Origin of the sequence: Rhizobium ecuadorense (assembly GCF_001187535.1) — a bacterium.
Taxonomy (GTDB): domain Bacteria; phylum Pseudomonadota; class Alphaproteobacteria; order Rhizobiales; family Rhizobiaceae; genus Rhizobium; species Rhizobium ecuadorense.
This window is the reverse complement of record NZ_LFIO01000381.1, coordinates 220255-243251: the sequence shown is the minus strand read 5'-3', so window position 1 is coordinate 243251 and position 22997 is coordinate 220255. Positions and strand designations below refer to the sequence as shown.

The following is a 22997-nucleotide window of genomic DNA, read 5'->3' as shown; positions in this document are numbered from 1 at the left end:
AGGCTCTGCGCGGATACCCGCTGATTGGCGGGATCTGTAAATGTCGGCTGCTATCCTCGATAACGAAGCGCATCGACGAGAAGGGTGAAGGCCGCCGAAGCGTGCCGGCGGCTGGGATAGTAGAGATGGTAGCCGGGGAACGGCGCACACCAGTCTTCAAGCACGCGCACCAGCCGCCCGTCGGCAAGATGCGCCTGCACGGCATCTTCAGGCAGATATGTCAGTCCCGCCCCGGCAAGCGCCGCGTTCAGCCTGAGGGCGATGTTATTGAAGGTCAACTGTCCCTCGACGCGAACCTTCATCTCGTGCCCGTCCCGCTCGAACTCCCAGGCATAGACACTGCCATAGGTCGGCAGGCGCAGATTGATGCAGTTGTGATCGGTGAGATCCCGCGGCGTCAACGGTGTCGACCGCATCTCGAAATAGGCGGGAGCACCGACCACAGCCATGCGCATGTCGGGGCCGATGCGCACCGCAATCATATCCTTCGCCACCTGTTCACCGAGGCGCACACCCGCATCGTAGCGTTCGGCGACGATGTCGGTCAGGCCGTAATCGACGATGATCTCGACATGGATGTCGGGATAGTCAGGCAGGAGTTTTTCCAAGGCGGGCCAGAGGATGGCATCCGCCGCATGTTCTCCGGCATTGATGCGGACGGTGCCGGCCGGCTTTTCCCGAAACGCGCTCAAGGCCGCAAGCTCTGTCTCGATCTCGTCGATCCGCGGCCCGATGGTGAGAAGCAGGCGTTCACCCGCCTCCGTCGGCGAGACGCTGCGCGTCGTGCGTGTCAGCAAGCGCAACCCAAGCCGCTCCTCAAGTCCCCGGATGGTATGGCTGAGCGCCGATTGCGACACGCCGAGCCTCCCTGCCGCCTTCGTGAAGCTCCGTGCGCGGGCAACGGCAAGGAAGGCGATCAGATCATTGACGGCTGGACGCAGCATTTATGAAACTTTCTCATAAGTCCTTGCCACAATTACCATCTAATCGCGACCAAAGGCACGCGCTAAATATCCTGTTATCTGAGGACGAAGACATCCGCCGCGGCGGACGAACCGTCCCACGGTCTCCGACACAGGAAAGGACGATGATCATGGAAATCAAGCGAAGCGGCTCGCAGCCTTCGGCCAAGGGACCGGCGGACTGGTTCACCGGCACGGTGCGCATCGATCCTCTGTTTCAGGTGACCGACCCGGCCCGCGCGGCCGGCGCCAGTGTCACCTTCGAGCCCGGCGCCCGCACCGCCTGGCACACCCATCCGCTTGGCCAGACGCTGATCGTCACATCCGGCTGCGGCCGCGTCCAGCGCGAAGGCGGGCCGATCGAGGAGATCCGCGCCGGCGACGTCGTCTGGTTCGCACCGGATGAACGCCATTGGCACGGCGCAGCGCCGACGACGGCAATGACCCATATCGCCATCCAGGAACAGCTCGACGGCAAGGTGGTCGACTGGATGGAGCACGTCACCGACACGCAATATCAAGCTTAAGGCATGTCGCGCAAAAGTGGCCGCGGTTTTGCGGCAACGACATGCGTAAAAACAAAGAGCTAAAGCGCGTCGCTTGAATCAAGTTTGACGCGACGTGCTTTAGGAAAGGAAACGGCGATGCAAAAGCGTGAACTCGGAAAGAGCGGTCTCGAAGTCTCGGCCATCGGTCTCGGCTGCATGGGGCTGAGTTATGGATATGGTCCGGCGACAGATATTCAGGAAGCGGTCGCCCTGATCCTGCAGGCATTCGAACGCGGCGTAACCTTCTTCGACACCGCCGAGGCCTATGGACCCTATAAGAACGAAGAGCTTCTGGGAGAAGCGCTTGCTCCCTTCCGCGGCGAGGTGGTGATCGCCACGAAATTCGGCTTCAACTTCGATGCCAATGGCGGCCAGAGCGGCATGAACAGCCGTCCGGAGCAGATCCGCGCGGTTGCCGACCAGGCGCTGAAGCGCTTGAAGACCGATGTCATCGATCTGTTCTACCAGCATCGCGTCGATCCGGATGTTCCGATCGAGGATGTCGCAGGCACGGTCAAGACGCTGATCGCTGAAGGCAAGGTCAGGCATTTCGGCCTCTCGGAAGCCGGCGCCCAGACGATCCGCCGCGCCCATGCGGTCCAGCCGGTGACGGCGCTGCAGAGCGAATATTCGCTGTGGTGGCGCGAGCCCGAGCAGGAGATCCTACCGGTGCTCGAAGAGCTTGGCATCGGCTTCGTGCCGTTCAGCCCGCTCGGCAAGGGCTTCCTCACCGGCGCGATTAACGAGACGACCAGCTTCGACAGCAAGGACTTCCGCAACGTCGTGCCGCGGTTTTCGGCAGAAGCGCGAAAGGCCAACCAGGCGCTCGTCGATCTCCTCGCAGAGATCGCCGCGCGCAAGAAGGCAACCTCGGCGCAGGTGGCGCTTGCCTGGCTGCTGGCGCAAAAACCCTGGATCGTGCCGATCCCCGGCACCACCAAGCTGCACCGCCTGGAGGAGAACATCGCCGCCGCCGGGGTCGAACTGACAGCGGAGGATCTCGGCAATATCGAAAGCGCGCTCGCCACCATCAAGGTGGAAGGCGATCGGTATCCCGCGCATCTACAGGCAAGGGTCAACCGCTGAGAAGCGATGTCATTCGCCGGATAACAACACCGGATCCCGGCGGAACCAGTCGCTTGCCTGCCGGCTCCGACCGGTTACGTGTTCACCCGGCATCGGCTCAAAACAGCTATCTCGCTGCATACGGTCTGTTGATAGAGTTGAACGTTGCGGTCTTACGTCCCGATGCCGACCCAATCCAGGAAGCTGCGCAAACAGGGTTCTCGAATTGAGAGAAGACCGATTCACCGGCGATATGGCGGCAGACCGCATTTGGGTCAACCGCATTAAGGTCCTGATCTATCTGCTCGGCGCAAGGAAGCGGAAACTCATAGGTCGTGATGTACGCGAGTTGGCCAGGCTGAGCCTCGATTGGAATAACGGACAAGCTGGCGGCGGTTATGCTGCCGAGCCAAAGCATGTTTTCGGCCAAATCAACCAGGCCACAAATTCGCGGCGTATCGTGCCGATCGAACTCCCGGTCTAGGCCTACGAGAACGCTCACGATCGCATCTCGCGGGGCGTTTCCTGCCCTTAGCCGCTCGTAAATCGGCCTGGTGTGGGTGCCATTACTGACAACAGCAAAACGAGAGTTCCAAATGAGACATTCGTAGGCAATGTATGGGCTGTCGGACGCTGCATCAGCGCTTCCTTGTTGGGCGACAATTCGCATAGTGTCACCGAGCTGTTCTACGTTCCTGTTGGGAAACGATCTGCTCGATACTCGGTAGGCCGCGATTAAGTTCCCTTCTTGACTGCGACCTACTCCAACAATTCGACCAACATACATCTCGCAAATTCTCCAGCTTACAATGCCGGTGACCGTAGCAACGAATTCTCAGGCTGCACAGATTGCCGGCGGTGTCATACTCAACTGAACCTTCGAACTGCCTGGCGGAGCGCTTCTGCCGCAAGGTCGCCACCTCCATCACGGCAGAGCCGGATCGATGCCGTGCAAGTACCCCGAGAGAACACACTCCTGAAGTCCGGGTTGGCTCATTACCGCCATCCGGACTTTTTCTAGGGCATCGGCTTCTGATTGGGATTCGCGGCGAGGAATCCGCAAAGAGCTGGGTCCTCGGCATGGCGTTTCTGCTGATCGATAATCACGAAGTTTGTACCTAACTCGACCTGAAGCAAAAGCAGGAACTGGTCCACATCGCTGTTAAAGCGGTCGCACCTGGCTTGCGTCCAGAGGCTTGGATCGGGTGGATACAATGGGTTGAGGCAGCTAAGATATTCTTGATCGAGACGGTCGATGAGCGAGTGAACGTTGCTTGGCAATAAAAGTCGGGGTGGGAGTGCGACATCCCCCTGAAGGTCATACATGGTCGCATCAAGTGGTCCGACGAATCCCGTATTCACGCCAGAGCTACTGTACGCTGCAAATCTACGATGTTGCCTCATCAATCACACGCCCCATGGCATATGACGGCTGGTAACCTGGCAACACATTGCCAGTGGGTCTGATGGAACGCATCAACGCGTCTCGGGACTTGCCTACGATTGCGCCTGCTTTTCGCAATCCAAAAACGTAAGGACCCACGTCAGCAGGCAGTGAATTGAGCGACAATCCCAACTCTTTATCGGAAAGATGGGCGACAGATGCTGCCAGTTCAGCGACCTTCCTTTCCATCGCCGCGTATGCCTTCGTCAGGAGGAGTACGATGTTGTCAAAATCGCTCCAAAACTCTTCCGGCAAATCACGACGAATCGCGGCCATGTCGTCCCCAGCGGCCATTGCTTCCCACATTGCCAGTGGCGTGCAGCGTGAGATCAACGCATGGATACGACGGTACTCGGAGCCTTTGAGTTTGAGGCGCAAGCCATTTGTGAATCTAGCGACAAATCCCTCGTTGTCGCGTGGGAGCGTTGCAGTATGGAGCATCATGTCCGCCATATTCCCGAACTCATGGCGTTCGGCCGCACGCCATCCCAACGCTTGGCTGGTCGTTCGAACCTCGTCGTAGGTTACTTCAAGACCTGAAGCGTGGTAGGCCGCCAACATCACCATGGCAGGCTCCGCATATCGCACGACAATTCTGTTTTCCGGATATACCGCCTCGAACAGGTATGTCGTATCCGGCGACAGACCGGAGAGATCGTGGACATCCAAGCGTGCTTGAGCCCACAGGGCCTGTTCGGAGTCGAACGCGCCTTTGGTGGCTGCGTGCCAACGGCCAGCATCATTGAACACGATTATCAGACTACCATCGAGCTTTTCGAACGCCTCAAACGGCAGATCGGGTACTTCACTATGCCGCTCGCCGACATTGAAAAACTTCGGAAACGGCGTGGCAACGACCCGACCAGCGCCCTCGTCCACAATGAGACCGCGAGCGATCAGCGAAAACTGATCCCAGCCATCCTCATATACGCACCGGGGCGTATAGATGTAGAGCTGCAAAGTACCGGTTGCGTTCTGACGGCGATGGACATGGCCAAGCCCTTGGGCTCGCTTCAAGCCAGCGATAAGGTCGGGAAACGGGATTTGGCGTGCAGGGTGTATCGTGTCGTTCATCTTTTCACACCACCCTCTTTTATCGCCTTCAGAATTAATTTTGGCTGAATTTATCAATTGTTCAGCCGTTCCACGCCGTCAAACGCGATTTACTAATAGATTTGATTGTCCGCTCTGATGGATGCAACGCGTATTGGGTTCGGACCCAGCACAGCCTTTGCCAATGATTTCGCTACTGGCGTTCGCGATCCCCGCGTCGAAGCGTGAATCCGATTCGAGATGGAACGAGGCATCGACAAACCGAAGCGGTCGCCATCCCTTGCGGCCGCCTCTTCATCGCTCACATCATTTCCTCGGCGCCGGCGCGTTCTCCTGGAAAGCCGGGATCGTCTCGAGCCTGCCGACAATCTCCGCGATATTTGGCCACCGGGCGAGATCGAAGCCCATGCGCCGGGCGCTGATCGCCTGCGGGAAGAGAAAGATATCGCCAATACCAGGCCGATCGCCGACGGCGAAGGCGCCTTGCCTGCGGCCGGCGATCATCGTTTCCACCGCGGCCATTCCCTCGCCAACCCAATGGCGGCTCCAGGCGGCAATGGCATCGGCATCGGCCTGGAAGGCCGTTTTGAGATGCAGGCCGATGCGCGGCGGCAGCAGCGCGTGGATCTCGGCTGCAATCGCCAGCGCGATCGACCGCGCCAGCGCCCTGCCCTCCGCCGTGTCGGGCAGCAGCGGCGGTTGTGGCTGGATCTCGTCGAGATATTCGACGATCGCCAGCGACTGGGTAATGAGGATGCCGCCATCCGTCAGCAAGGCCGGCACCAGCCCTTGCGGATTGACGCTGCGATATCCGATCTGCCGGCTCTCGGCCTCTTCGCCGAGGATGGTGACCCGCAGCGCCTCGGCCGTCAGCCCCTTCAGGGCGAGCGCGATCCGGACTCTTGCGGTCGCCGAGGAAATTTCGTTCTGATAGAGTTTCACTGTCTTTCTCCCTGATGGCCTGAAGAGGAAATCGTGGACGCCGCCGTCATGAGGCCGGCGAGCGGCGAAGGCTCCCGCGAGCTTACATCGTAGATGCAGGGCGCGGCGAAGACCGCCGCTCCCAGAATGCAGATGATCGTCAATCTCATCAAATCCTCCATCGGCAAGGCCGATCGGTCGTCATCCCGCAACGGTCAATTCGACATGGATATTGCCGCGCGTCGCCTTCGAATAGGGGCAGGTCCGGTGCGCCTCATCCACCAGCGCCTTTGCGACATCCGCTTCAATACCGGGCAGGCTGACCTTGAGGCGGGCCTGCAGGAAATAGTCGCCGTCGGTCGTTCCGAGATCGACCTCGGCATTCACGGCGGTCTCTGCCGGAAGCTTGACCTTCAGCTTGCCCGCGGCAATGCCGATTGCGCCGATGAAGCAGGCCGACCAGCCGGCAGCGAAAAGCTGTTCCGGATTGGTGCCCGGCCGCGCGCTGCCGGGAGGCGAGAGCTTGATATCCAGCTCGCCGTCGTCGCTTCGCGAAGCGCCGTCGCGCCCGCCGGTGGTGCGGGTCTTGCCGGTATAAAGAACCTTGTCGATCTTGGTCATGGAAACACTCCTTGGGTGGGTCGCCCCAAACGATTGGTCGCGACTTGCGACCGGATCGCCTCAGGCGACTGGGGTTGAACGGAGTGTGGTTTGACCGGCTGATATATCCGGCATGTTTCCGAAATCGGCCGAAATGTCACAAAACGTAGCATTCGGTATCCAGGACATTTTCTCGTACAAAACCGCCGGAAAATTTCCGGCCGCCCAACCGTCACCGAAGGGTGACTTCCGCCGCCAGCCCGCCGCCGGGGCGATTGTAGAGCCGGAGCGATCCGCCGATCTTGGCCGTCAGCTGCTGGGCGATTGCAAGACCGAGACCGGTGCCGCCGGTCTCCCGGTTGCGGGATTGCTCCAGCCGGAAGAAGGGCTGCATGGCAGCTTCGAGCATATCGTCAGGGATACCAGGCCCTCGATCCATCACGGTGATGACGACATTGTTTTCCGCATTGTGCTCGACGCTGATTTCGGCGGCCCCTGCAAACTTCAACGCATTGTCGATGAAGTTCGACAGGATGCGGCGAAGGGCGTGCGGCTTGGTCGAGGCAGCGCCCTGAACCAGCCCGACGACCGTCACCGCCTTGCCGGTGTCCTGATAGTCGTAGGATATGCTGTCGATGAATGAGGCAAGATCGATGCGGGCATTCTTCTCACCGCTGCCGTGGGCGCTGCGCGCATAGGCTATGCCGTCCTGGACGAGGCGCTGGATCTCGCCGAGATCATGCACCAGCTTGTCCTTCTCGGGCGAATCCTCGGCCATATCCGCGCGCAGCCGCATGCGGGTGATCGGCGTCTGCAGGTCGTGCGAGATGGCCGCCAGTATCTGCACGCGCTCTTCGAGATAGTGGGCGATCCTCTCCCGCATCGCATTGAATGCCCTCGCCGCATGCGCGACCTCGCTCGGACCGGCCTCACTCAAGGCGGAACCGTCCTTGCTGGGGTCGAGGGCATCGGCGGCGGCGGCAAGCGCGCCGAGCGGCCGGATCGCCTGGCGAACCGCAAACCAGGTGCAGAGGATGAGCAGCAGCATCTGGATGATAAAGACATAGGGCAGCCATGCGGCGATCGGCATGACGCCCTTCGGCGTGACGTCGATCGTCAGCGGGCTTCCGTCGCTCAGCGTCAGATGCGCCTGCAGCCGGTTCACCTCGCCCGGGATCCGTTCGATGCTGATCGGAAAGCGGTGCCCGATCGCATCCTCGATCTTGCCCGATATCTCCGCGCCTTTGCTCGACGTATCGGGCACGCCGGGGAGGCCTGGTCCGAGCACGAAGCGGTAGTTGCCGCGGCTCAGCCGGTCGAGGAGATCACCGCGCTCGGCTGGCGGAAGCCGGTCGAGAACGGCGATCGACGTTGCGACGTCATTCTCCAGTGTGCCGAGCATCACGGCTTTCGCCGACATGGTGCGCTCCATATAGAGCACGCTGAAGGAGAGCCCGTAGGCAAGGGCGAGACCGATCAGCAGGATAAGGAATATCCGCGACCGCAACGTCCTCGGCCACCTCAAACCCGGCAACGAAGAGATCGCCGCCCTCATGGACGCAGCTCCATGATTTCGACGGGAACGGAAAACACATAGCCTTCGCTGCGCACCGTCTTGATGTAGGTCGGTTCGCGCGCATCGTCCCCCAGCCGCTGGCGCAGGCGGCTGACCAGGAGATCGATCGAACGATCGAAAAGATCGGCGTCGCGGCCCTGCGTCAGGCTCAGAAGCTGGTCGCGGTTGAGCACCCGCTGCGGGTGATCGATGAAGACGCGAAGCAGACGGTATTCGGCGCCGCTGAGCGCAATCGCCGTCCCCTCCTTGTCGAGAAGATGCCGGGCGACCGTGTCGAGCCGCCAGTCGCCGAAGCTCAGCAACTGCCCCGCTTCGCTGATCTGCAGGTTGGGCGGCAGCATACGCGTGCGCCGCAGCACCGCCTTGATGCGGGCCAGCAGCTCGCGCGCGGCAAAGGGTTTGGCGAGATAGTCGTCGGCGCCCATCTCCAGCCCGAGGATCCTGTCCATCTCGTCGGTGCGGGCCGTCAGCATCAGGATCGGGATCGCCTTGTGCCGGCCGGCGCGCAACTCGCGGCACAGCACGAGGCCGTCGTCGCCGGGCATCATCACGTCGAGCACGATCAGGTCGACGGAGTTGGCTTCGAGAAAACTGCGCATCTGCCGCCCGTCCGCGGCAACGCTGGTCCTCAGGCCGTTCTTCTGCAGATAGCCCGAGACCAGCTCGCGGATTTCGCGATCGTCGTCGACGACCAGGATGTGATCGACATGATCCATATGTCCCTGTTCCCTTACCGATAGAGCAGCCGCGCCCTCCTCCTCGGCATCGAGGCGGCTGACGCGACCTAGGCATATTCCGCCGGCCGGAGCAATGCGGCCGGCCGCCTGCGATCAGAAGCGGTCGACGTCGATCACCGCCTGCGCAAAAGCCTGCGGTGCCTCCTGCGGCAGGTTGTGGCCGATGCCGCCGCCGATGGTGCGATGCTCGTATCGGCCGGAGAATTTTCCGGCATAGGCGGAAGGCTCCGGATGCGGCGCGCCGTTCGCATCCCCCTCCATGGTGATCGTCGGCACGGAGATCATCGGCAATGCGGCAAGCGTCTTCTCATAGGCATCGTATTTGGCCTCGCCTTCGACAAGTCCGAGGCGCCAGCGATAATTGTGAATGACGATCGCGACATGGTCGGGATTGTCGAAGGCGGCGGCCGACCTGTCGAAAGTCGCATCGTCGAAATTCCACTTCGGCGAGGCCGTCTGCCAGATGAGCTTTGCGAAATCATGCGTATTGCTCTCGTAACCGAGCCGCCCACGTTCGGTTGCAAAATAGAACTGATACCACCAGGCCAGCTCAGCCTTCGGCGGCAGCGGCTTGAGGTTCGCCTCCTGGCTGCCGATCAGATAGCCGCTGACCGAGACCATCGCCTTGCAGCGCTCCGGCCACAATGCCGCCATAATGTTGGCCGTCCGCCCGCCCCAGTCATAACCGGCAATCACCGCCTTCTCGATATCGAGCGCATCGAGCAGCGCGATCATATCCGCGGCGAGCGCCGACGGCTGACCGTTGCGCGCCGTTGCCTGGTCCAGAAACCGGGTCGTGCCGTAACCACGCAGATAAGGCACGATCACGCGATAGCCCGCCGAGGCCAGCAGCGGCGCGACATCGACGAAACTATAGATGTCATAGGGCCAGCCATGCAGCAACAGCACGACCGGTCCATCCGCCCTGCCCGCCTCGGCATAACCGATATCGAGCACCCCGGCATTCACCTGCTTCAGTGCTTCAAAAGACGTGTTGCTTCCGGCCTTCACGTCAGGCAGCGCCGACTGAGCGACGGCCGTGCCGGCCACGCCGAATTCAACGGCCGCAAGGGCGATGGCCGTCATGCCGAAGAAGCGGCGGCGGTGATGGTTGATTTGCTCTGACATCGGTCTCTCCTGTCGAATGAATCACGTCCTCAAAAGACGTTCCACTTGTATCAGCGATATGTCATGAGCGACCATTATTGAATGCTGATGTAACTTCCGGCCGCCGGGACACATTCTGATACAATCGCGCCATTTTCATCGTTGGCCGCCGTCGCGACGCCGGTTTGTGTCGCTTTGTATCGGCCAAGCTGATCAGCAACACTTCGGTACATTTTCCCGAAAAACCGGACACATCCGGGATACGTCCGCCCGGCCATATCCCCGCCGTTGCTGGTTCAGGCCCATCGCCGTCCAGAGCCCGATCAATCGGTTTCAAAGGAAACGATGATGACACTTCTGATCATTGCCTATCTCGGAGGCGCGCTGACGATCCTCAGCCCCTGCATCCTCCCGATCTTGCCCTTCGTCTTCGCCCGCGCCGGCCAGCCCTTCGTCAGGAGCACGCTGCCGATGCTGGCGGGCATGGCCGCCACCTTCGCCCTGGTCGCCACGCTGGCTGCGGTCGGCGGCAGCTGGGTCATTCGCGCCAACGAATATGGCCGCCTTGCCGCGATCGTCCTGCTGGCGCTCTTCGGCGCCAGCCTGCTTTCGCCGCGCTTCGCAAGCACCCTTGCCCGCCCGATCGTCGATCTCGGCAACAATATGGTTGCCAGCGGCAGTGGACGCGCCGCGCCGACGGTCAAGAGCGCCCTCATCCTCGGCGTCGCCACCGGCCTGCTCTGGGCGCCCTGCGCCGGGCCGATTCTCGGCCTTGTCCTCACCGGCGCCGCCCTGCAGGGCGCCAATCTGCAGACGACCTTCCTGCTGGCCGCCTATGCCGCCGGTGCTGCGACCTCGCTTGCCGTCGCCCTGCTTGTCGGCGGCAGGATATTCGCGGCCATGAAACGGTCGCTCGGCTTTGGAGACCGGATTCGCCAGGGACTCGGTGCTGCGGTACTCGCGGGCGTCGCCATCATAGCGCTTGGCCTCGACACCAGCCTGCTGGCGCGGCTTTCCTATGCCAGCACCGCCTCGCTGGAACAGGCCGTGCTCGACCGCCTGCATGCAAAGCCCGTCGGCGGCGCCCCCTCCGAGCTCGCCAGCAACGACGCGACGATCGCCGATGCAAAGAAGCCGTTTCTCAGCGATCTGCCGGTCGAAGGTTATGCCCCTTCGCTCGACGGCGCGGTCGAATGGCTGAACTCCAAGCCTCTGACCAACGAGCAGCTGCGGGGCAAAGTGGTGCTCGTCGATTTCTGGACGTATTCCTGCATCAACTGCATTCGCACGATCCCCTACGTCAGGGGCTGGGCGGAAAAATACGCGGATCAGGGCCTCGTGGTGATCGGCGTCCACGCGCCGGAATTCGCCTTCGAAAAGAAGATCGACAACGTCAGGAAGGCGGTCGAGAACTTCCAGATCGGCTATCCCGTTGCGATCGACAATGATTACAAAATCTGGCGCGCCTTCGAAAACAGCTACTGGCCTGCCGGCTATCTGATCGACGCCAAGGGGCAGATCCGCTACCACCATTTCGGCGAAGGCAATTACGGCAGGACGGAAAAAGCCATTCAGGACCTGCTGCGCGAAGCCGGCAGCCAGATGACGGCAAGTGCGCCGGTCGCACCCAATGCCAAGGGCGTGGAAGCAGCTCCGGACCTCGGCAATATCCGCTCCGGCGAAACCTATCTCGGCTACGAACGGGCGGCGAATTTTGCCTCGCCCGAAGGGCTCCAGGCCGACGCCCCGCAAAACTATTCGATCGCAGAACCCGGCCTCAACGGCTGGGGCCTGTCGGGAACCTGGACTGTCGGCAAGGATCAGGCGACGCTTGATCAGGCCGGCGGCGGCATCACCTATCGCTTCAGCGCCCGCGACCTGCATCTCGTCCTCGGGCCTGGCGCCGACGGCAAGCCGATCCGCTTCCAGGTGACGGTCGACGGCAAGGTGCCCGGGCCGGACCACGGTTCCGACATCGATGCCGATGGCAAAGGCACGGTGACCGCGACCAGGCTTTATCAGCTCGTCCGCCAGTCCGGCACGGTCGGCGCCCGCAATTTCGAGATCCACTTCCTCGATCCCGGGGTGCAGGCCTACGCCTTCACCTTCGGCTGAGCCGCAGACCGATCAATTCCGATCCTCAACGACGACCAAAGGAGCAATCCCCCATGAACAGACGTCTTCTTTTCACCGCAGCCCTTGCCTTCGCCACCACCGCCATCGCCTTCGCAGCAGAGGCTGCCACGGTGAAGAACATCGTCATCGTCCACGGCGCGCTCGCCGACGGCTCGGGATGGCGCAAGACGACGGAGCTTCTCGAGAAGCGCGGCTTCAACGTCACCATCGTCCAGGAGCCGATCACCTCGCTCGACGACGATGTGGCAGCGACGAAGCGGGTTCTCGACCTCCAGCAAGGACCAAGCCTGCTCGTCGGCCACAGCTATGGCGGCATGGTCATTACCGAAGCCGGAAACGACCCCAATGTCGCAGGCCTCGTCTATGTCGCGGCCTTCCAGCCCGACAAAGGTGAAAGCCTGCTAAGTCTCGCCAGCTCCAAGCCGGCCGGCAGTATGGATATCAAGGAAACGAAGGACGGTAAGTATCTCTATCTCGACCCGGGCGCCTTCGCCGCGGATTTCGCCGCCGATCTTCCAAAAGCAGACGCCGACTTCCTGGCAAAGTCACAGGTCTTCGCTGCGAAGCAGGCGTTTTCCGCCAAAATCAAAGACCCGGCATGGCGGACAAAACCGAGCTGGTCCATCGTCGCCACTGAGGATCGCGCCATCAACCCCGAATTGGAGCGCGACATGGCCAAACGAGCCGGCAGCGAGGTGACCGAGATCAAGGCAAGCCACGCCGTCTTCGCATCCCAAGCAGAAAAGGTCGCCGACGTCATCGAAAAGGCGGCTGGGAAAGCCGGCGAGTAGAACCGGTGGGATGAGGGCGGCAGATAATCTACGGCCGCCCTCAGCCAACAAGATGCCCCTCCCCACGAATGGAGAGGGGCAACGGTATTTACTGGTTGGCAGCCACCGGACGAACCAGCGGCGTGACGCGGCGGACGGTGACGCGGCGGTTTTCCTGTTCGGGGCCCGACGTATTGACCTTCAGATATTGCTCGCCATAGCCCTGTGTCGCCAGGTTCTCCGGCGGGATGCCGTAGACGTCGGAGAGCACGTTGGCGACCGATTCCGCACGCTGGTCGGAGAGGATCAGATTGCTCTGATCGGTCCCGACGGCATCCGTATGGCCTTCGATCAGGAAGGTCTCGCTCGGATCCTTCTTCAACACCTGGCTGATCGCATCGGCAACCTTGCGCAGGGTGCGCGCCTGCGTCATCGGGATATCGGCGCTGCCGGTCGCGAAGGTGATCGTGTCGAGGTCGATGCGGCGCACCTTGTCGCGGATGCGGGCCGAATACTTCACTTCGTCAAGCGAGTAGACACGCTCCACCGGCTCGACGGGTGGCTCGCTCAGGAACTCGTAGTAATCCCGGTCCGGATCACTGCGGGTATCGATGATGTAATCGCTGAGCGGCACGCGCAGACGCATCGGCGGCAGGTCGGCGCCCGGATCCTCGAAATAGTCGCGGTCCGGATCTTCGTAGAGGTCCTGCGAATAATAGAGCACATGCTCGCGCCCGCGGGCATCGACGCGCGACCGCTGAATGATGTCGCCATAGCGGTTGCGGATCGTCACGATGCGGTAACCCTCCGGCCGCGTGATCGTTTCGCGGTAGCGATCGCCCGACAGCTCCTCGTAGCTCGGCCGTTCGCCGTCGCGCAGGAACCGCCTGTCGTCGTCGCCACGCACGATCACCCGATTGTCGTATTGGATGATTACACGATTGTCGTCGGTGCTGTCGTCGACGCGCGCGCCATCGGGGCGGACGAATTGCGGCCGCGCATCGAGCTTCTTGCCCTTCTCGCTGGTTACCGCCTCGAGCTTGATCGTCGGCGCCTTGGCGCCGCTGGCGGCCTGCGCATCGGCATCCGAGGTCGGCACCTTCACCTCCTGGCTATCGGCGCGCTGCCTGTCGCGATCCCGGCGGCCTTCCCGGCCCTTGCTGCGGTCGGCATCCTTGTCGCTGTCGAGTACGGCGGCACCGTTTTCGACCGGCAGCACGACGGTCTCGTTGCTCTTGGCCGGATCTGCGGCGATCTTCTTGCGACGCTCCAGCTCTTCGGGTGAAGCCTTTTCCGGCGCAGGAATGGCCTGTTCCACCTGCTTGCCGCCGCTGGCATCCGGCAGTGGCTGGGCAGTGTCGGTCGCAGGCGCGGCCGGCTTCTCGCCGGCAGGCTGCTCGCCGGCAGGCTTTGCCGCGGTGCCGTCCTTCGGCTTTTCGGCGGGTGCGGCCTCTGGTGCCGCCGCTTTGTCCTCGGGCGCTTTACTTTCGGTCGGCTTGCCTTCGATCGGCTTCTCCGCGGGTGCTGCGGCTTCACCCTTTGCCGGCTTCTTCTCAGCCGGCGCCTCGGCGGCGGGTTTTGCCTCCGGCTTGACTTCGGGCTTGGCCTGCTCCTCGGCCGGCGTCACAGCCTCGGGAGCGGCGGTCTCGGCCTTGCCCTTAGCTTTATCTTTGCCCTGAGCCTTGTCCTGCCCTTTGGCCCGCTTGCCGCCTTCCGGCTTGGCTTCCGGCTGCGCCTGATCCGTCTCCGGCTGAGCTTCCTTTGCTGCCGGCTGCTGTTCGGACTGCGGCTGAGCCTCCGGCTCCGCCTGCTTCTTCGGCTTCCTCGGCTTCTCCTGCGTTACCGGCTGCTCCTGCTGCGGCGCGGCCTCCGGCTTTGCCTCGGGCTGAGCTTCCTGCTTGGCTTTCCGTTCGGGTTTGCTTTCGGCTTGCGGCGCGGGTTTTTCCTTCGGCGCTTCGGCCTTCGGCGGTTCCGGCTCTGCCTTGGGTTCAGGCGCCGGTGCCTCCTTGCGCTCGGCCTTCGGCTTTTCGGCAGGCGCCTCCTTCGGCTGCTCGGCGGCCGGTGCCTTTTCGGCCGGAGCCTCTTCCTTCTGCTTACGCTTCTTCTTCAGCAACTCCTCATCGGAAGGCGCATCCTGAGACGCGTCCTGCGCCACCTCGAAACTGCCTTGTTCGACTTGCCGCACGGCCTGTGCCTGCGTCGCGACGTCGCGCACGGCAGCCATTGCCGATGCCGGCTGGAATGCCAGCGAGAGGGAAAGCAGCGGAAAAGCCGCGCTTGCGAACAATCTTGATTTCATGCCCATCGGGTTTCCTCGATCCTGTTTGAGCTTCCTGAAGGCCGACAGGCCCTGCTTCCGCCCCTAGCGTCGCAATGAGGCGAAACGGCGAAATGGCAATCGCCGAAGCGCCGATTTGTTCCGGTTCTAGGAAGCCGAGGATTAACCTCGCGTGAATGTTGCAGTCTGCCGAGGTTCATCTCGCCTGCTATTTGCACCGCCCAATTGCGGTGGGATTTGTGTTGCAATTCCCTGAAAAAAAGTCTGATTATCGCCGCAAGGCGGTCTCGGTACCGTTGAACTGCGGCCGTCAGCCCACGAGAAAAAGAGCGGCGGCTACCAACAGAGAGGATCCTCATGCATATCTCCACCCGTATTTTCGCGGCAGCCTCGATCGCGGCAATGTCCCTTTTCGCCGGCTCGGCCATGGCCGATGGCGAGAAGTATGTGATCGGCACCGATTCGACCTATCCGCCCTTCGAATTCGTCGACGCCAGCGGCACGATCCAGGGCTTCGACATCGACATCACCAAAGCACTCTGCGCCGAGATGAAAGCCGAATGCTCCTTCGTCAGCACCGACTGGGATGGCATCATTCCGGCGCTCAACGCCAAGAAGTTCGACATGATCGTTTCCTCCATGTCGATCACGCCGGAGCGTCTGAAACTCGTCGACTTCTCCAACAAGTACTACAACACCCCGCCGGCCATCGCCGTGCCGAAGGATTCGAAGATCGCTGACGTTGCCGGCCTCAAAGGCAAGGTGATCGGCGCGCAGACCTCCACGACGCACGCCAACTATGCCGAAAAGCATCTGGCCGACACCGAGCTCAAGCTCTATCCCACAGCTGACGAATACAAGCTCGACGTTGCCAGCGGCCGTGTCGACGCCGTCATCGACGACGTCGTCGTTCTCTCCGAATGGGTCAAGTCCGACGCCGGCGCCTGCTGCAAGATCCTGACGACCCTGCCGGTCGACAAGGAAATCAACGGCAACGGCGCAGGCATTGCCATCCGCAAGGGTGATCCGCTCAAGGAAAAGCTGAACACGGCAATCGCTGCGATCCGCGCCAGCGGTGAATACAAGAAGATCCAGGACAAGTACTTCGACTTCGACGTTTACGGCGAATAAGAAATTCGCTATCTGGCCGATCAAGGTAATGGCGGAAGGCTTGCTCTTCCGCCATTTTTGTTTGACAAAGATTGCAAGATCAAAACGGCAAAAGCCGTGAGGGGAATTCACGCATGGGCGGATTATTTTCCGCGTTCGGCTCCTTCTGGAGCTCACTTGTGCACATTTTCGATCCGCTGTGCGGACCCGTTGGCATCTTTACCTGGTTAGGTCAGTCGACGATCCTTGCCTGTGGCGATACCGGCTGGGGCGACGAGATCGCTCTTGGCCTGCAGGTCACCGTTTCGGTGGCGATCGTCACCCTGCCGATCGGCCTCGCCATCGGCTTTCTGGTGGCGCTCGGCCAGCAGTCGGAAGAAAAGCCGCTGCGACTGGCGGCCGGCATCTACACGACGATCTTCCGCGGCCTGCCGGAACTTCTGACTCTCTTCATCATCTATTACGGCATGCAGATGCTGATCCAGTCTCTGCTGACCTTCGTCGGTTATGACGGGCCGCCGGTCGAAATCAACGCCTTCCTCGCCGGCGTCATCGCGCTTTCGGTGGTTTTTTCTGCCTACTGTTCGGAAGTGCTGCTCTCGGCCTTTCGCGCCATTCCCAAGGGGCAGTATGAAGCAGGCGATGCGCTTGGGCTGCATCACGGCCGCACGCTGCGCCTGATCATCCTGCCGCAGCTCGTGCGGATCGCGCTGCCGGGCCTGACGAACCTCTGGATGGTGCTCCTGAAGGACACTTCCTACGTCTCGATCATCAGCCTTGCCGACATCCTGCGCCAGACGAGTGTCGCCGTGCGCGTGACCAAAGAACCCTTCTTCTTTTATGGCCTGGCCTGCTGCCTCTATCTGGTGCTCGCCATCCTCTCCTCCTTTCTGCTCGTCTATGTCGAGCGATGGGCCAGACGTTCGGAGGTCCGCCGATGAGCTACGCCGAAACGCTGATCCCGCCGCAGCCCGCACCTCGCGAAGTGATGAAGCCGATGACGCCGGCGCGTATGGCCGGCTATATTTTCGTCGCCGTCTGGGCAGTATTCGGCGCGCTGCTGGTGATCTCCGTGGTCAACGGCTGGGATCCGGAAAAATTCACCCGCTACGGACCGCGCTATCTCCACGGTCTCGGGGTTACACTCAGCCTCGTTTTCATTTCTGTCATCTGCGGCGCAGTTCTGTCGCTGCCGCTTGCCGCGGCGCGCATGTCGAAGAACCGGGTGCTGAATGCGCTCGCCTACGGCTATATCTATTTCTTCCGCGGCACGCCGCTGCTTGCCCAGCTGTTCCTGGTCTATTACGGCCTCGGCGTATTCCGGCCGCAGCTTGAGACCGTCGGCATCTGGTGGTTCTTCCGCGAAGCCTGGTATTGCGGCCTTTTTGCCATGACCATCAATACCGCGGCCTATCAGGCGGAAATCCTGCGCGGCGCCATCGAGAGCGTACCGCACGGCCAGCGCGAGGCGGCAGCCGCCCTCGGCATCCACAAGTTCATCGCCTTCCGCAAGATCGTTCTGCCGCAGGCTCTCATCGTCGCGTTGCGCCCCTATGGCAACGAGATCATCCTTTTGATCAAGGGCTCGGCGGTCGTTGCCATCATCACCGTACTCGATCTGATGGGCGAAACCCGCTACGCCTTCTCCCGCACCTTCGACTATCAGACCTATCTCTGGGCGGCGATCTTCTACCTCACCATCGTCGAAGCGCTACGCCACCTCTGGGCTTGGATCGAACGCCGCTTGACCCGGCATCTCAAGCGTTGATGAATTCGGCCGGACTTGGCAGCACTCTCGGATCGATGCTGCCAAGCCATTGATATCAAAAATGAATTGTCCTTTTATGAAGTATCTGTAAAGCTTCCGTTAACCACTCGCATGTTTCCATATCACGTAGCGCTAACAAGCGCGCGAGTGGGAACGAGAAGAAGTGAACACGATGCACAAGGACATGGAAAAACAACTGCAGGGCTATGGTCTGACAACCGCCCAGATCCTCTACCACCTGCCGGATCATCCGGCGATTCTGCAGACATATGTCTGGCAGGAATATGATCTCGCCCCCGATTTCCCCGAAATGCGCGGCTTCCTGAAATTCTGGGAAGAGAAGCTCGACGGACCGCTGCATTCGGTGCGCTACATCCACCGCAAGCTGATCTCGGCGACCGAGTGGCGGGCGCTGAAGGGAGAGTTCATCCTGCATTGATCCGGCATGCTCAGCATCAGACATGCGCCTCGCCATGGCCGAATTCGCCCTCGTCGCGATCCGCACGCAGGGCGAAACAAAGAATGCCGAGATAAAAGGCGACGACGATTGCGATGACCGCAAGGCCGGGAACCGGCCCGAGCACGGCATTGTCGATGACATAGCTCCATGAGTGCGCCTGCAGCGCCTGCACGCCCTCCGTCTGGAGTTTCGGCGTCGAAATCTTCAGGCACCAGGCGAGGAACAAGATGAAATACATCCAACCATAATTGCGTTTGAGACGACGGTGCATTGCTTCCGAATAGCTGAGCAGGAAGCGCGGGTGACGCAAACTATTGGCGACCACCTCTCCCCATTCGCTGCCGGCCTTGGCGTCCGGTGCTAGGATTTGCGCGAAATAGCAGCGCTCGATCTGCCGGATGCGGGCGCGGTAGATATCGAAGAAGCGGTAGCGCCGTGCCTCGATCATCAGAAGCAGCGTCACCAGCATTATCCCGAACAACAGCACGCCGTGATGCGAGGTCGGCGTCGACAGCGACACCGAGAGCAGAGCTGCCACCACGGTGATCGCCCAGTTCGACGTCCGGTCGATGCGGTCGCGCCAGCTCGTCATCCGACCCAGTTCGCCGCGGTAATAATGAATGAGCGTATTGGTGACCTCGCCCGGCGTGCTGGGCAGCAGCAGGGTTCGTGCGCCCTCGCCTTCCCTTGCCGATGGCACCGTGTCCTGCTCCATATCCATGGCTGTTCCTCCCTTGGTCTTCTTTTCTGCCATTCTGCGCCAGTCGCCACGCCATTGCAAAACATCGAAAGCCGCCTTAGAGCCATGGCTGAAACAGAAGGACGATGGACCGCGATGGCAAAGAAGATCGACGAAGAAGCCCTTGGCGAAGCCTATAACCGCGCGCTGGCGCTGGAGAAGGCCGGCGATGTCGACGCGGCCGTTGCGGCCTATGAGGAAGTCCTGGCGATCGATCCTGACGATCACGGCGGTGCCGCCGTGCGCATCGCCGCGATGGGCCGCGGCGAAACGCCGGTCAGGGCGCCCGATGCCTATGTCGAGACCCTGTTCGACCAGCATGCCGAGGTTTTCGAGGATGTGCTCGTCGAGCAACTCGGCTATCACGTGCCGATGCTGGTACGCCAGCGCCTGCAGGCGCTGAAACTTGGGCCGTTCAAGCGGCTGCTCGATCTCGGCTGCGGCACGGGCCTCACCGGCGGCGCGCTACGCGACCTCTGCGAGGATATGACCGGCATCGACCTTTCGGAGAAGATGGTCGAGATCGCCCATGAGAAGGATCTCTACGAGACGCTTTTCGTCGCCGAGGTCGAGGATTTCCTCGACGACAATGATGAGGAAGCCTTCGACATCATCACCGCCACCGACGTGCTGCCCTATCTCGGCGCACTCGAACCGCTGTTCTTCGGCGCCGCCGAGAACCTGACGCAGGGCGGCCTGTTCATCTTCTCCTCGGAGACCCTGCCTGAAGAGACCCTCGCCGGCCGCGCCTACATGGTCGGCCCGCACCAGCGCTTCGCCCATGCCGACGCCTATGTGAAAGAACGCCTGGCGGCCACCGGCTTCGAACTCGTCGAGATATCGGATATCAACGTGCGCATGGAAGACGGCCAGCCGACACCCGGCCATCTGGTGATCGCCAGATATATCTCCTGAGATAATAGTTACACGATCGGCGAACTATCTGTTGCGTATTCCTTTCCGGCCTGATACTTAGTCGGTCGGTAAAGTTTTCCACCAAACAGGAAAGGTCGCCGCATGTCGCTCGTGTTCTATGGGCATCCGCTCGCCTCCTTCTGCCACAAGGTGCTGATCGCGCTTTACGAAAACGGCACGCCCTTCGAAAATCGCCTCGTCGATCTGTCCGACGAGGCCTCGCGCGCCGATCTTTTCCGCTTCTGGCCGATCGGCAAGATGCCGCTGCTCAGGGACGAAGCGCGCGACAGCACGGTTCCCGAGACGTCGATCATCATCGAATATCTCGACCATTATTATCCCGGCCCCGTTTCCCTGCTGCCGCTGGAAATCGACCGGGCGCTGCAGGTCCGCCTCTGGGATCGCTTCTTCGACCATTACGTCCAGGCGCCGATGCAGACCATCGTCAGCAATCGCCGGCGCCCCGAGGGCAAGGAGGACGAGACGGAGGTGGCCGCCTGCAAGGCAACGCTTGCCACCGCCTATGCGATGATCGAAAAACAGCTCTCCGAAAGCCCATGGATCTCAGGCGAGGCCTTTACCATGGCCGATTGCGCCGCAGCCCCCGCCCTCTTCTACGCCGAGACGCTGGTCCCGTTTTTAGAGGAGCAGCCGAAGCTTCGCGCCTATTACGACCGGCTTCTCGCCCGCCCGTCCTTTGCAAGGGCGCTGGAGGAAGCCCGCCCCTATTTCAAGTTCTATCCCTACCATGACAGGCTGCCTGGCCGCTTCCGGGATACGGCGGGATGATCGACGGCCAGGCGGGTCTTGACCGCATGTTCCACGCGCTTTCCGACCGCAGTCGCCGCGGCATGATCGACCGCCTCGGCCGCGGCCCGGCTTCCGTCACCGAGCTGGCCGCGCCGCTTGCGGTCGCCCTGCCGACGGTAATGAAACATCTGCAGGTGCTGGAGGAAAGCGGCCTCGTACTCTCCGAAAAATCCGGCCGGGTGCGAACCTACCGCCTGCAGCAGGATGCGCTTGCCGCCGTCGAACGCTGGGTGGAACAGCGAAAGAGCCGATTGACCGCCAGCTTCGACAGGCTGGATCAATATCTCGCCGAAGAACCGGAGACCTTTTCCGAATGACGACACGATCCACCGAACACGCCACCCTCGTCATCGAGCGCCACCTGAAGGCGCCGGTCTCTCGCGTCTTCCGCGCCTGGTCGACGCCGGAGGCCAAGCGCCAGTGGTTCGCCTGCCACGGCGAATGGCTGCCGCTGGAATACGGGCTCGATTTCAGACCGGGCGGTACGGAAAGGAACCACGTCGCGGACACCGATGGGCTTCTGCACGCCTATGACGCCCATTACATCGATATCGTGCCGGATACCCGCATCATCTATGCCTATGAGATGAAGCTCGGCGAAACCCGTATCTCCGCCTCGCTCACCACCGTCACCTTCGAAGCCCAAGCCGACGGCACCAGGATGGTCTTCACCGAGCAGGTGGTCTTTCTCGACGGCTACGCCGACAACGGCGCCCGCCTCCAGGGCACCGAGATCGGCCTCGACAATCTCGAACTCTTTCTCGAGCGCGAGGCGAGCCCGATCCACTAGCCGAATCTCAACCGCTTCACCTCTTCCGGGAGGCCGCAGCCTTTGCTGACATATTCAATGCCGCAGCGGCGCGAAAGAGCGCCTTCAACGCCTCCTCGTCGATCTCGTCGCCCTCATGGAAATCGATGGCGCGCCTCGTGTTGCCGTCGAGGCTGGAATTGAAGAGACCTGAAGGATCCTCCAATGAGGCGCCCTTGGCGAAGGTCAGCTTCACCGCGCTCTTATAGGTTTCGCCGGTGCAGATGATGCCGGAACGCTCCCACACCGGAACCCCTCGCCACTTCCATTCCTCGACCACCGCGGGCTCGGCTTGCTTGATGAGCGCCCGAACCCGGGCGAGCACTTCGCCGCGCCAATCGCCGAGTTCCTCGATCCTCGCATCGATCAGCTGAGATGGGGAGGCTCCCCCCTCTGCTTCCCGGGAATCGCTCTTCTTCATGGCTGCTGTCGGCTTCTTCATGGTTCCTCCCGCCCACCAATCGAGGGGTATTGGTTATCACATCCGTTCGCCGGGCAATCGGCTCGCCTGCTCCACCCAGGCGGCAAGCTGGGCTTCATCGATTTCGTCGTCCTCGCGGATGTCGAGGTAACGAACTTCCTTCTGCTTGGAATGACCGGGCGGCAGAGGCTGCAGCGACGCGCCCCGGAAGAATGCCACCTTGACGTATTTCGTGAAGCAATGAACGCCCAGGAACCAGCCCTCGCCCTCAATGCCGTAGAAGGGCGAGTTCCATTTAACTGCCTTATATACATTGGGCACGGTGCGTGTGATCAGTGCATCGAGGCGGCGCCCGACGTCGCTTTTCCAGCCCGGCATCGCGGCGATATAGGCCTGCACCGGAGCTTCGCCGTAACCCTTGGCGATCTGCGGATTGCCGCCCGAAAGAAGGGTCGGCTCCGCAGCCGTCGGCTTGGCGACGGTCTTCGTGGTGAGCGTCATTTGGGTCTTGGACGTCTTGCCGGCCATTGCGTCACTCCTAATCTCCCACACCATCTGCCGGCATAGGGCAGCAGGAAGAGGTAAAGACCGGCCAGCAACAGCGGGCCAAGCGGCAGCAGTGCCAAGACGCCGCCCCAGACGGTCGATCTCTCCTGTACCATGGCGATAATATTGAGAATGACCGCCACGGTAAAGGCAACGGACAGCCAGCGGGGGATCTGCCGCAACCAGTTGCTCCAGCTCAATAGGGCCTCCCCCGTTTAAATCA

27 protein-coding genes are annotated in these 22997 nt (G+C 61.4%); 12 read left to right on the top strand and 15 right to left on the bottom strand.

What is annotated here, in order from left to right; all coding sequences use genetic code 11:
- Positions 1-50: 50 nt before the first annotated feature.
- Positions 51-944: a LysR family transcriptional regulator gene (locus AF337_RS09405; RefSeq protein WP_049731947.1), complete on the bottom strand. Its 894-nt coding sequence runs from the start codon at positions 942-944 to the stop codon at positions 51-53.
- Positions 945-1093: 149 nt separating this feature from the next.
- On the opposite strand from AF337_RS09405, the gene AF337_RS09400 reads away from it, so the two are divergent.
- Positions 1094-1489, top strand: a complete 396-nt coding sequence (locus AF337_RS09400) for a (R)-mandelonitrile lyase (RefSeq protein ID WP_049732043.1) — start codon at positions 1094-1096, stop codon at positions 1487-1489.
- Between the two features lie 117 nt (positions 1490-1606).
- Complete coding sequence (locus AF337_RS09395; RefSeq protein WP_049731946.1) at positions 1607-2596, top strand: aldo/keto reductase; 990 nt, start codon at positions 1607-1609, stop codon at positions 2594-2596.
- A gap of 106 nt (positions 2597-2702) precedes the next feature.
- On the opposite strand, the gene AF337_RS40025 is transcribed toward AF337_RS09395, so the two are convergent.
- The 9 genes from AF337_RS40025 to AF337_RS09355 form a co-directional block, all read right to left on the bottom strand.
- A complete protein-coding gene (locus AF337_RS40025; RefSeq protein ID WP_082336772.1) occupies positions 2703-3362 on the bottom strand; it encodes an IMP cyclohydrolase in 660 nt (219 codons plus the stop codon).
- Positions 3363-3592: 230 nt separating this feature from the next.
- Positions 3593-3901: a hypothetical protein gene (locus tag AF337_RS09385; RefSeq protein WP_049731944.1), complete on the bottom strand. Its 309-nt coding sequence runs from the start codon at positions 3899-3901 to the stop codon at positions 3593-3595.
- A 61-nt stretch (positions 3902-3962) separates the two neighbouring features.
- Positions 3963-5093 carry an RNA ligase gene (locus tag AF337_RS09380; protein WP_049731943.1) on the bottom strand — a complete coding sequence of 377 codons (1131 nt, stop codon included), beginning with the start codon at positions 5091-5093 and terminating at the stop codon, positions 3963-3965.
- Between the two features lie 285 nt (positions 5094-5378).
- Positions 5379-6014 (bottom strand): maleylacetoacetate isomerase, encoded by a 636-nt coding sequence (maiA, locus tag AF337_RS09375; RefSeq protein ID WP_049731942.1) that lies wholly within the window; start codon positions 6012-6014, stop codon positions 5379-5381.
- Positions 6011-6163, bottom strand: a complete 153-nt coding sequence (locus AF337_RS43600) for a hypothetical protein (RefSeq protein WP_167347735.1) — start codon at positions 6161-6163, stop codon at positions 6011-6013. Before AF337_RS43600 ends, maiA begins: the two co-directional genes overlap by 4 nt.
- A gap of 31 nt (positions 6164-6194) precedes the next feature.
- Positions 6195-6614 (bottom strand): organic hydroperoxide resistance protein, encoded by a 420-nt coding sequence (locus AF337_RS09370; RefSeq protein WP_049731941.1) that lies wholly within the window; start codon positions 6612-6614, stop codon positions 6195-6197.
- A 211-nt stretch (positions 6615-6825) separates the two neighbouring features.
- Complete coding sequence (locus AF337_RS09365) at positions 6826-8148, bottom strand: sensor histidine kinase (RefSeq protein ID WP_049731940.1); 1323 nt, start codon at positions 8146-8148, stop codon at positions 6826-6828.
- On the bottom strand, positions 8145-8885 hold the full coding sequence (locus AF337_RS09360; protein WP_049731939.1) for a response regulator: 741 nt from the start codon (positions 8883-8885) through the stop codon (positions 8145-8147). The genes AF337_RS09365 and AF337_RS09360 overlap by 4 nt, the downstream gene beginning before the upstream one ends.
- Positions 8886-8999: 114 nt before the next feature.
- On the bottom strand, positions 9000-10034 hold the full coding sequence (locus tag AF337_RS09355; protein ID WP_049731938.1) for an alpha/beta fold hydrolase: 1035 nt from the start codon (positions 10032-10034) through the stop codon (positions 9000-9002).
- A gap of 327 nt (positions 10035-10361) precedes the next feature.
- Between AF337_RS09355 and AF337_RS09350 the strand changes: the two genes are divergently transcribed.
- Both AF337_RS09350 and AF337_RS09345 read left to right on the top strand, forming a co-directional pair.
- Positions 10362-12128 carry a cytochrome c biogenesis protein DipZ gene (locus AF337_RS09350; protein WP_049731937.1) on the top strand — a complete coding sequence of 589 codons (1767 nt, stop codon included), beginning with the start codon at positions 10362-10364 and terminating at the stop codon, positions 12126-12128.
- A gap of 53 nt (positions 12129-12181) precedes the next feature.
- The gene (locus tag AF337_RS09345; RefSeq protein WP_049731936.1) at positions 12182-12940 is read left to right on the top strand and encodes an alpha/beta fold hydrolase; all 759 of its coding nucleotides are present in this window, start codon (positions 12182-12184) and stop codon (positions 12938-12940) included.
- A gap of 88 nt (positions 12941-13028) precedes the next feature.
- Here the strand turns inward: AF337_RS09345 and AF337_RS09340 are convergent, their stop codons facing one another.
- Complete coding sequence (locus AF337_RS09340) at positions 13029-15224, bottom strand: OmpA family protein (RefSeq protein WP_049731935.1); 2196 nt, start codon at positions 15222-15224, stop codon at positions 13029-13031.
- Between the two features lie 330 nt (positions 15225-15554).
- Between AF337_RS09340 and AF337_RS09335 the strand changes: the two genes are divergently transcribed.
- The 4 genes from AF337_RS09335 (at position 15555) to AF337_RS09320 (ending at position 18514) form a co-directional block, all read left to right on the top strand.
- Positions 15555-16328 carry a transporter substrate-binding domain-containing protein gene (locus AF337_RS09335; RefSeq protein ID WP_049731934.1) on the top strand — a complete coding sequence of 258 codons (774 nt, stop codon included), beginning with the start codon at positions 15555-15557 and terminating at the stop codon, positions 16326-16328.
- 113 nt (positions 16329-16441) lie between these two features.
- Positions 16442-17248 carry an ABC transporter permease gene (locus AF337_RS09330; RefSeq protein WP_049731933.1) on the top strand — a complete coding sequence of 269 codons (807 nt, stop codon included), beginning with the start codon at positions 16442-16444 and terminating at the stop codon, positions 17246-17248.
- Entirely contained in the window at positions 17245-18075 is an 831-nt protein-coding gene (locus AF337_RS09325) for an ABC transporter permease (protein WP_049731932.1), read from the top strand. The genes AF337_RS09330 and AF337_RS09325 overlap by 4 nt, the downstream gene beginning before the upstream one ends.
- Positions 18076-18247: 172 nt before the next feature.
- Entirely contained in the window at positions 18248-18514 is a 267-nt protein-coding gene (locus AF337_RS09320; protein ID WP_003594110.1) for an usg protein, read from the top strand.
- Between the two features lie 16 nt (positions 18515-18530).
- Here AF337_RS09320 and AF337_RS09315 read toward each other — a convergent pair whose 3' ends face one another.
- On the bottom strand, positions 18531-19256 hold the full coding sequence (locus AF337_RS09315) for a DUF2270 domain-containing protein (RefSeq protein WP_049731931.1): 726 nt from the start codon (positions 19254-19256) through the stop codon (positions 18531-18533).
- Positions 19257-19370: 114 nt separating this feature from the next.
- Between AF337_RS09315 and AF337_RS09310 the strand changes: the two genes are divergently transcribed.
- From AF337_RS09310 to AF337_RS09295, 4 genes are all read left to right on the top strand, one after another.
- Positions 19371-20189, top strand: a complete 819-nt coding sequence (locus AF337_RS09310; RefSeq protein ID WP_049731930.1) for a class I SAM-dependent DNA methyltransferase — start codon at positions 19371-19373, stop codon at positions 20187-20189.
- A gap of 102 nt (positions 20190-20291) precedes the next feature.
- On the top strand, positions 20292-20978 hold the full coding sequence (locus AF337_RS09305) for a glutathione S-transferase family protein (RefSeq protein ID WP_049731929.1): 687 nt from the start codon (positions 20292-20294) through the stop codon (positions 20976-20978).
- Entirely contained in the window at positions 20975-21316 is a 342-nt protein-coding gene (locus AF337_RS09300) for an ArsR/SmtB family transcription factor (RefSeq protein ID WP_049731928.1), read from the top strand. The genes AF337_RS09305 and AF337_RS09300 overlap by 4 nt, the downstream gene beginning before the upstream one ends.
- Positions 21313-21789, top strand: a complete 477-nt coding sequence (locus tag AF337_RS09295) for an SRPBCC family protein (RefSeq protein WP_049731927.1) — start codon at positions 21313-21315, stop codon at positions 21787-21789. The genes AF337_RS09300 and AF337_RS09295 overlap by 4 nt, the downstream gene beginning before the upstream one ends.
- Before the next feature lie 16 nt (positions 21790-21805).
- Here the strand turns inward: AF337_RS09295 and AF337_RS09290 are convergent, their stop codons facing one another.
- The 3 genes from AF337_RS09290 to AF337_RS40020 are packed head-to-tail and all read right to left on the bottom strand — an operon-like array spanning position 21806 to position 22974.
- Positions 21806-22249, bottom strand: a complete 444-nt coding sequence (locus tag AF337_RS09290) for a DUF1801 domain-containing protein (protein ID WP_049731926.1) — start codon at positions 22247-22249, stop codon at positions 21806-21808.
- A 36-nt stretch (positions 22250-22285) separates the two neighbouring features.
- Positions 22286-22756: a DUF1801 domain-containing protein gene (locus AF337_RS09285; RefSeq protein ID WP_049731925.1), complete on the bottom strand. Its 471-nt coding sequence runs from the start codon at positions 22754-22756 to the stop codon at positions 22286-22288.
- Positions 22726-22974 carry a hypothetical protein gene (locus tag AF337_RS40020; protein WP_082336771.1) on the bottom strand — a complete coding sequence of 83 codons (249 nt, stop codon included), beginning with the start codon at positions 22972-22974 and terminating at the stop codon, positions 22726-22728. The genes AF337_RS09285 and AF337_RS40020 overlap by 31 nt, the downstream gene beginning before the upstream one ends.
- Positions 22975-22997 lie beyond the last annotated feature (23 nt).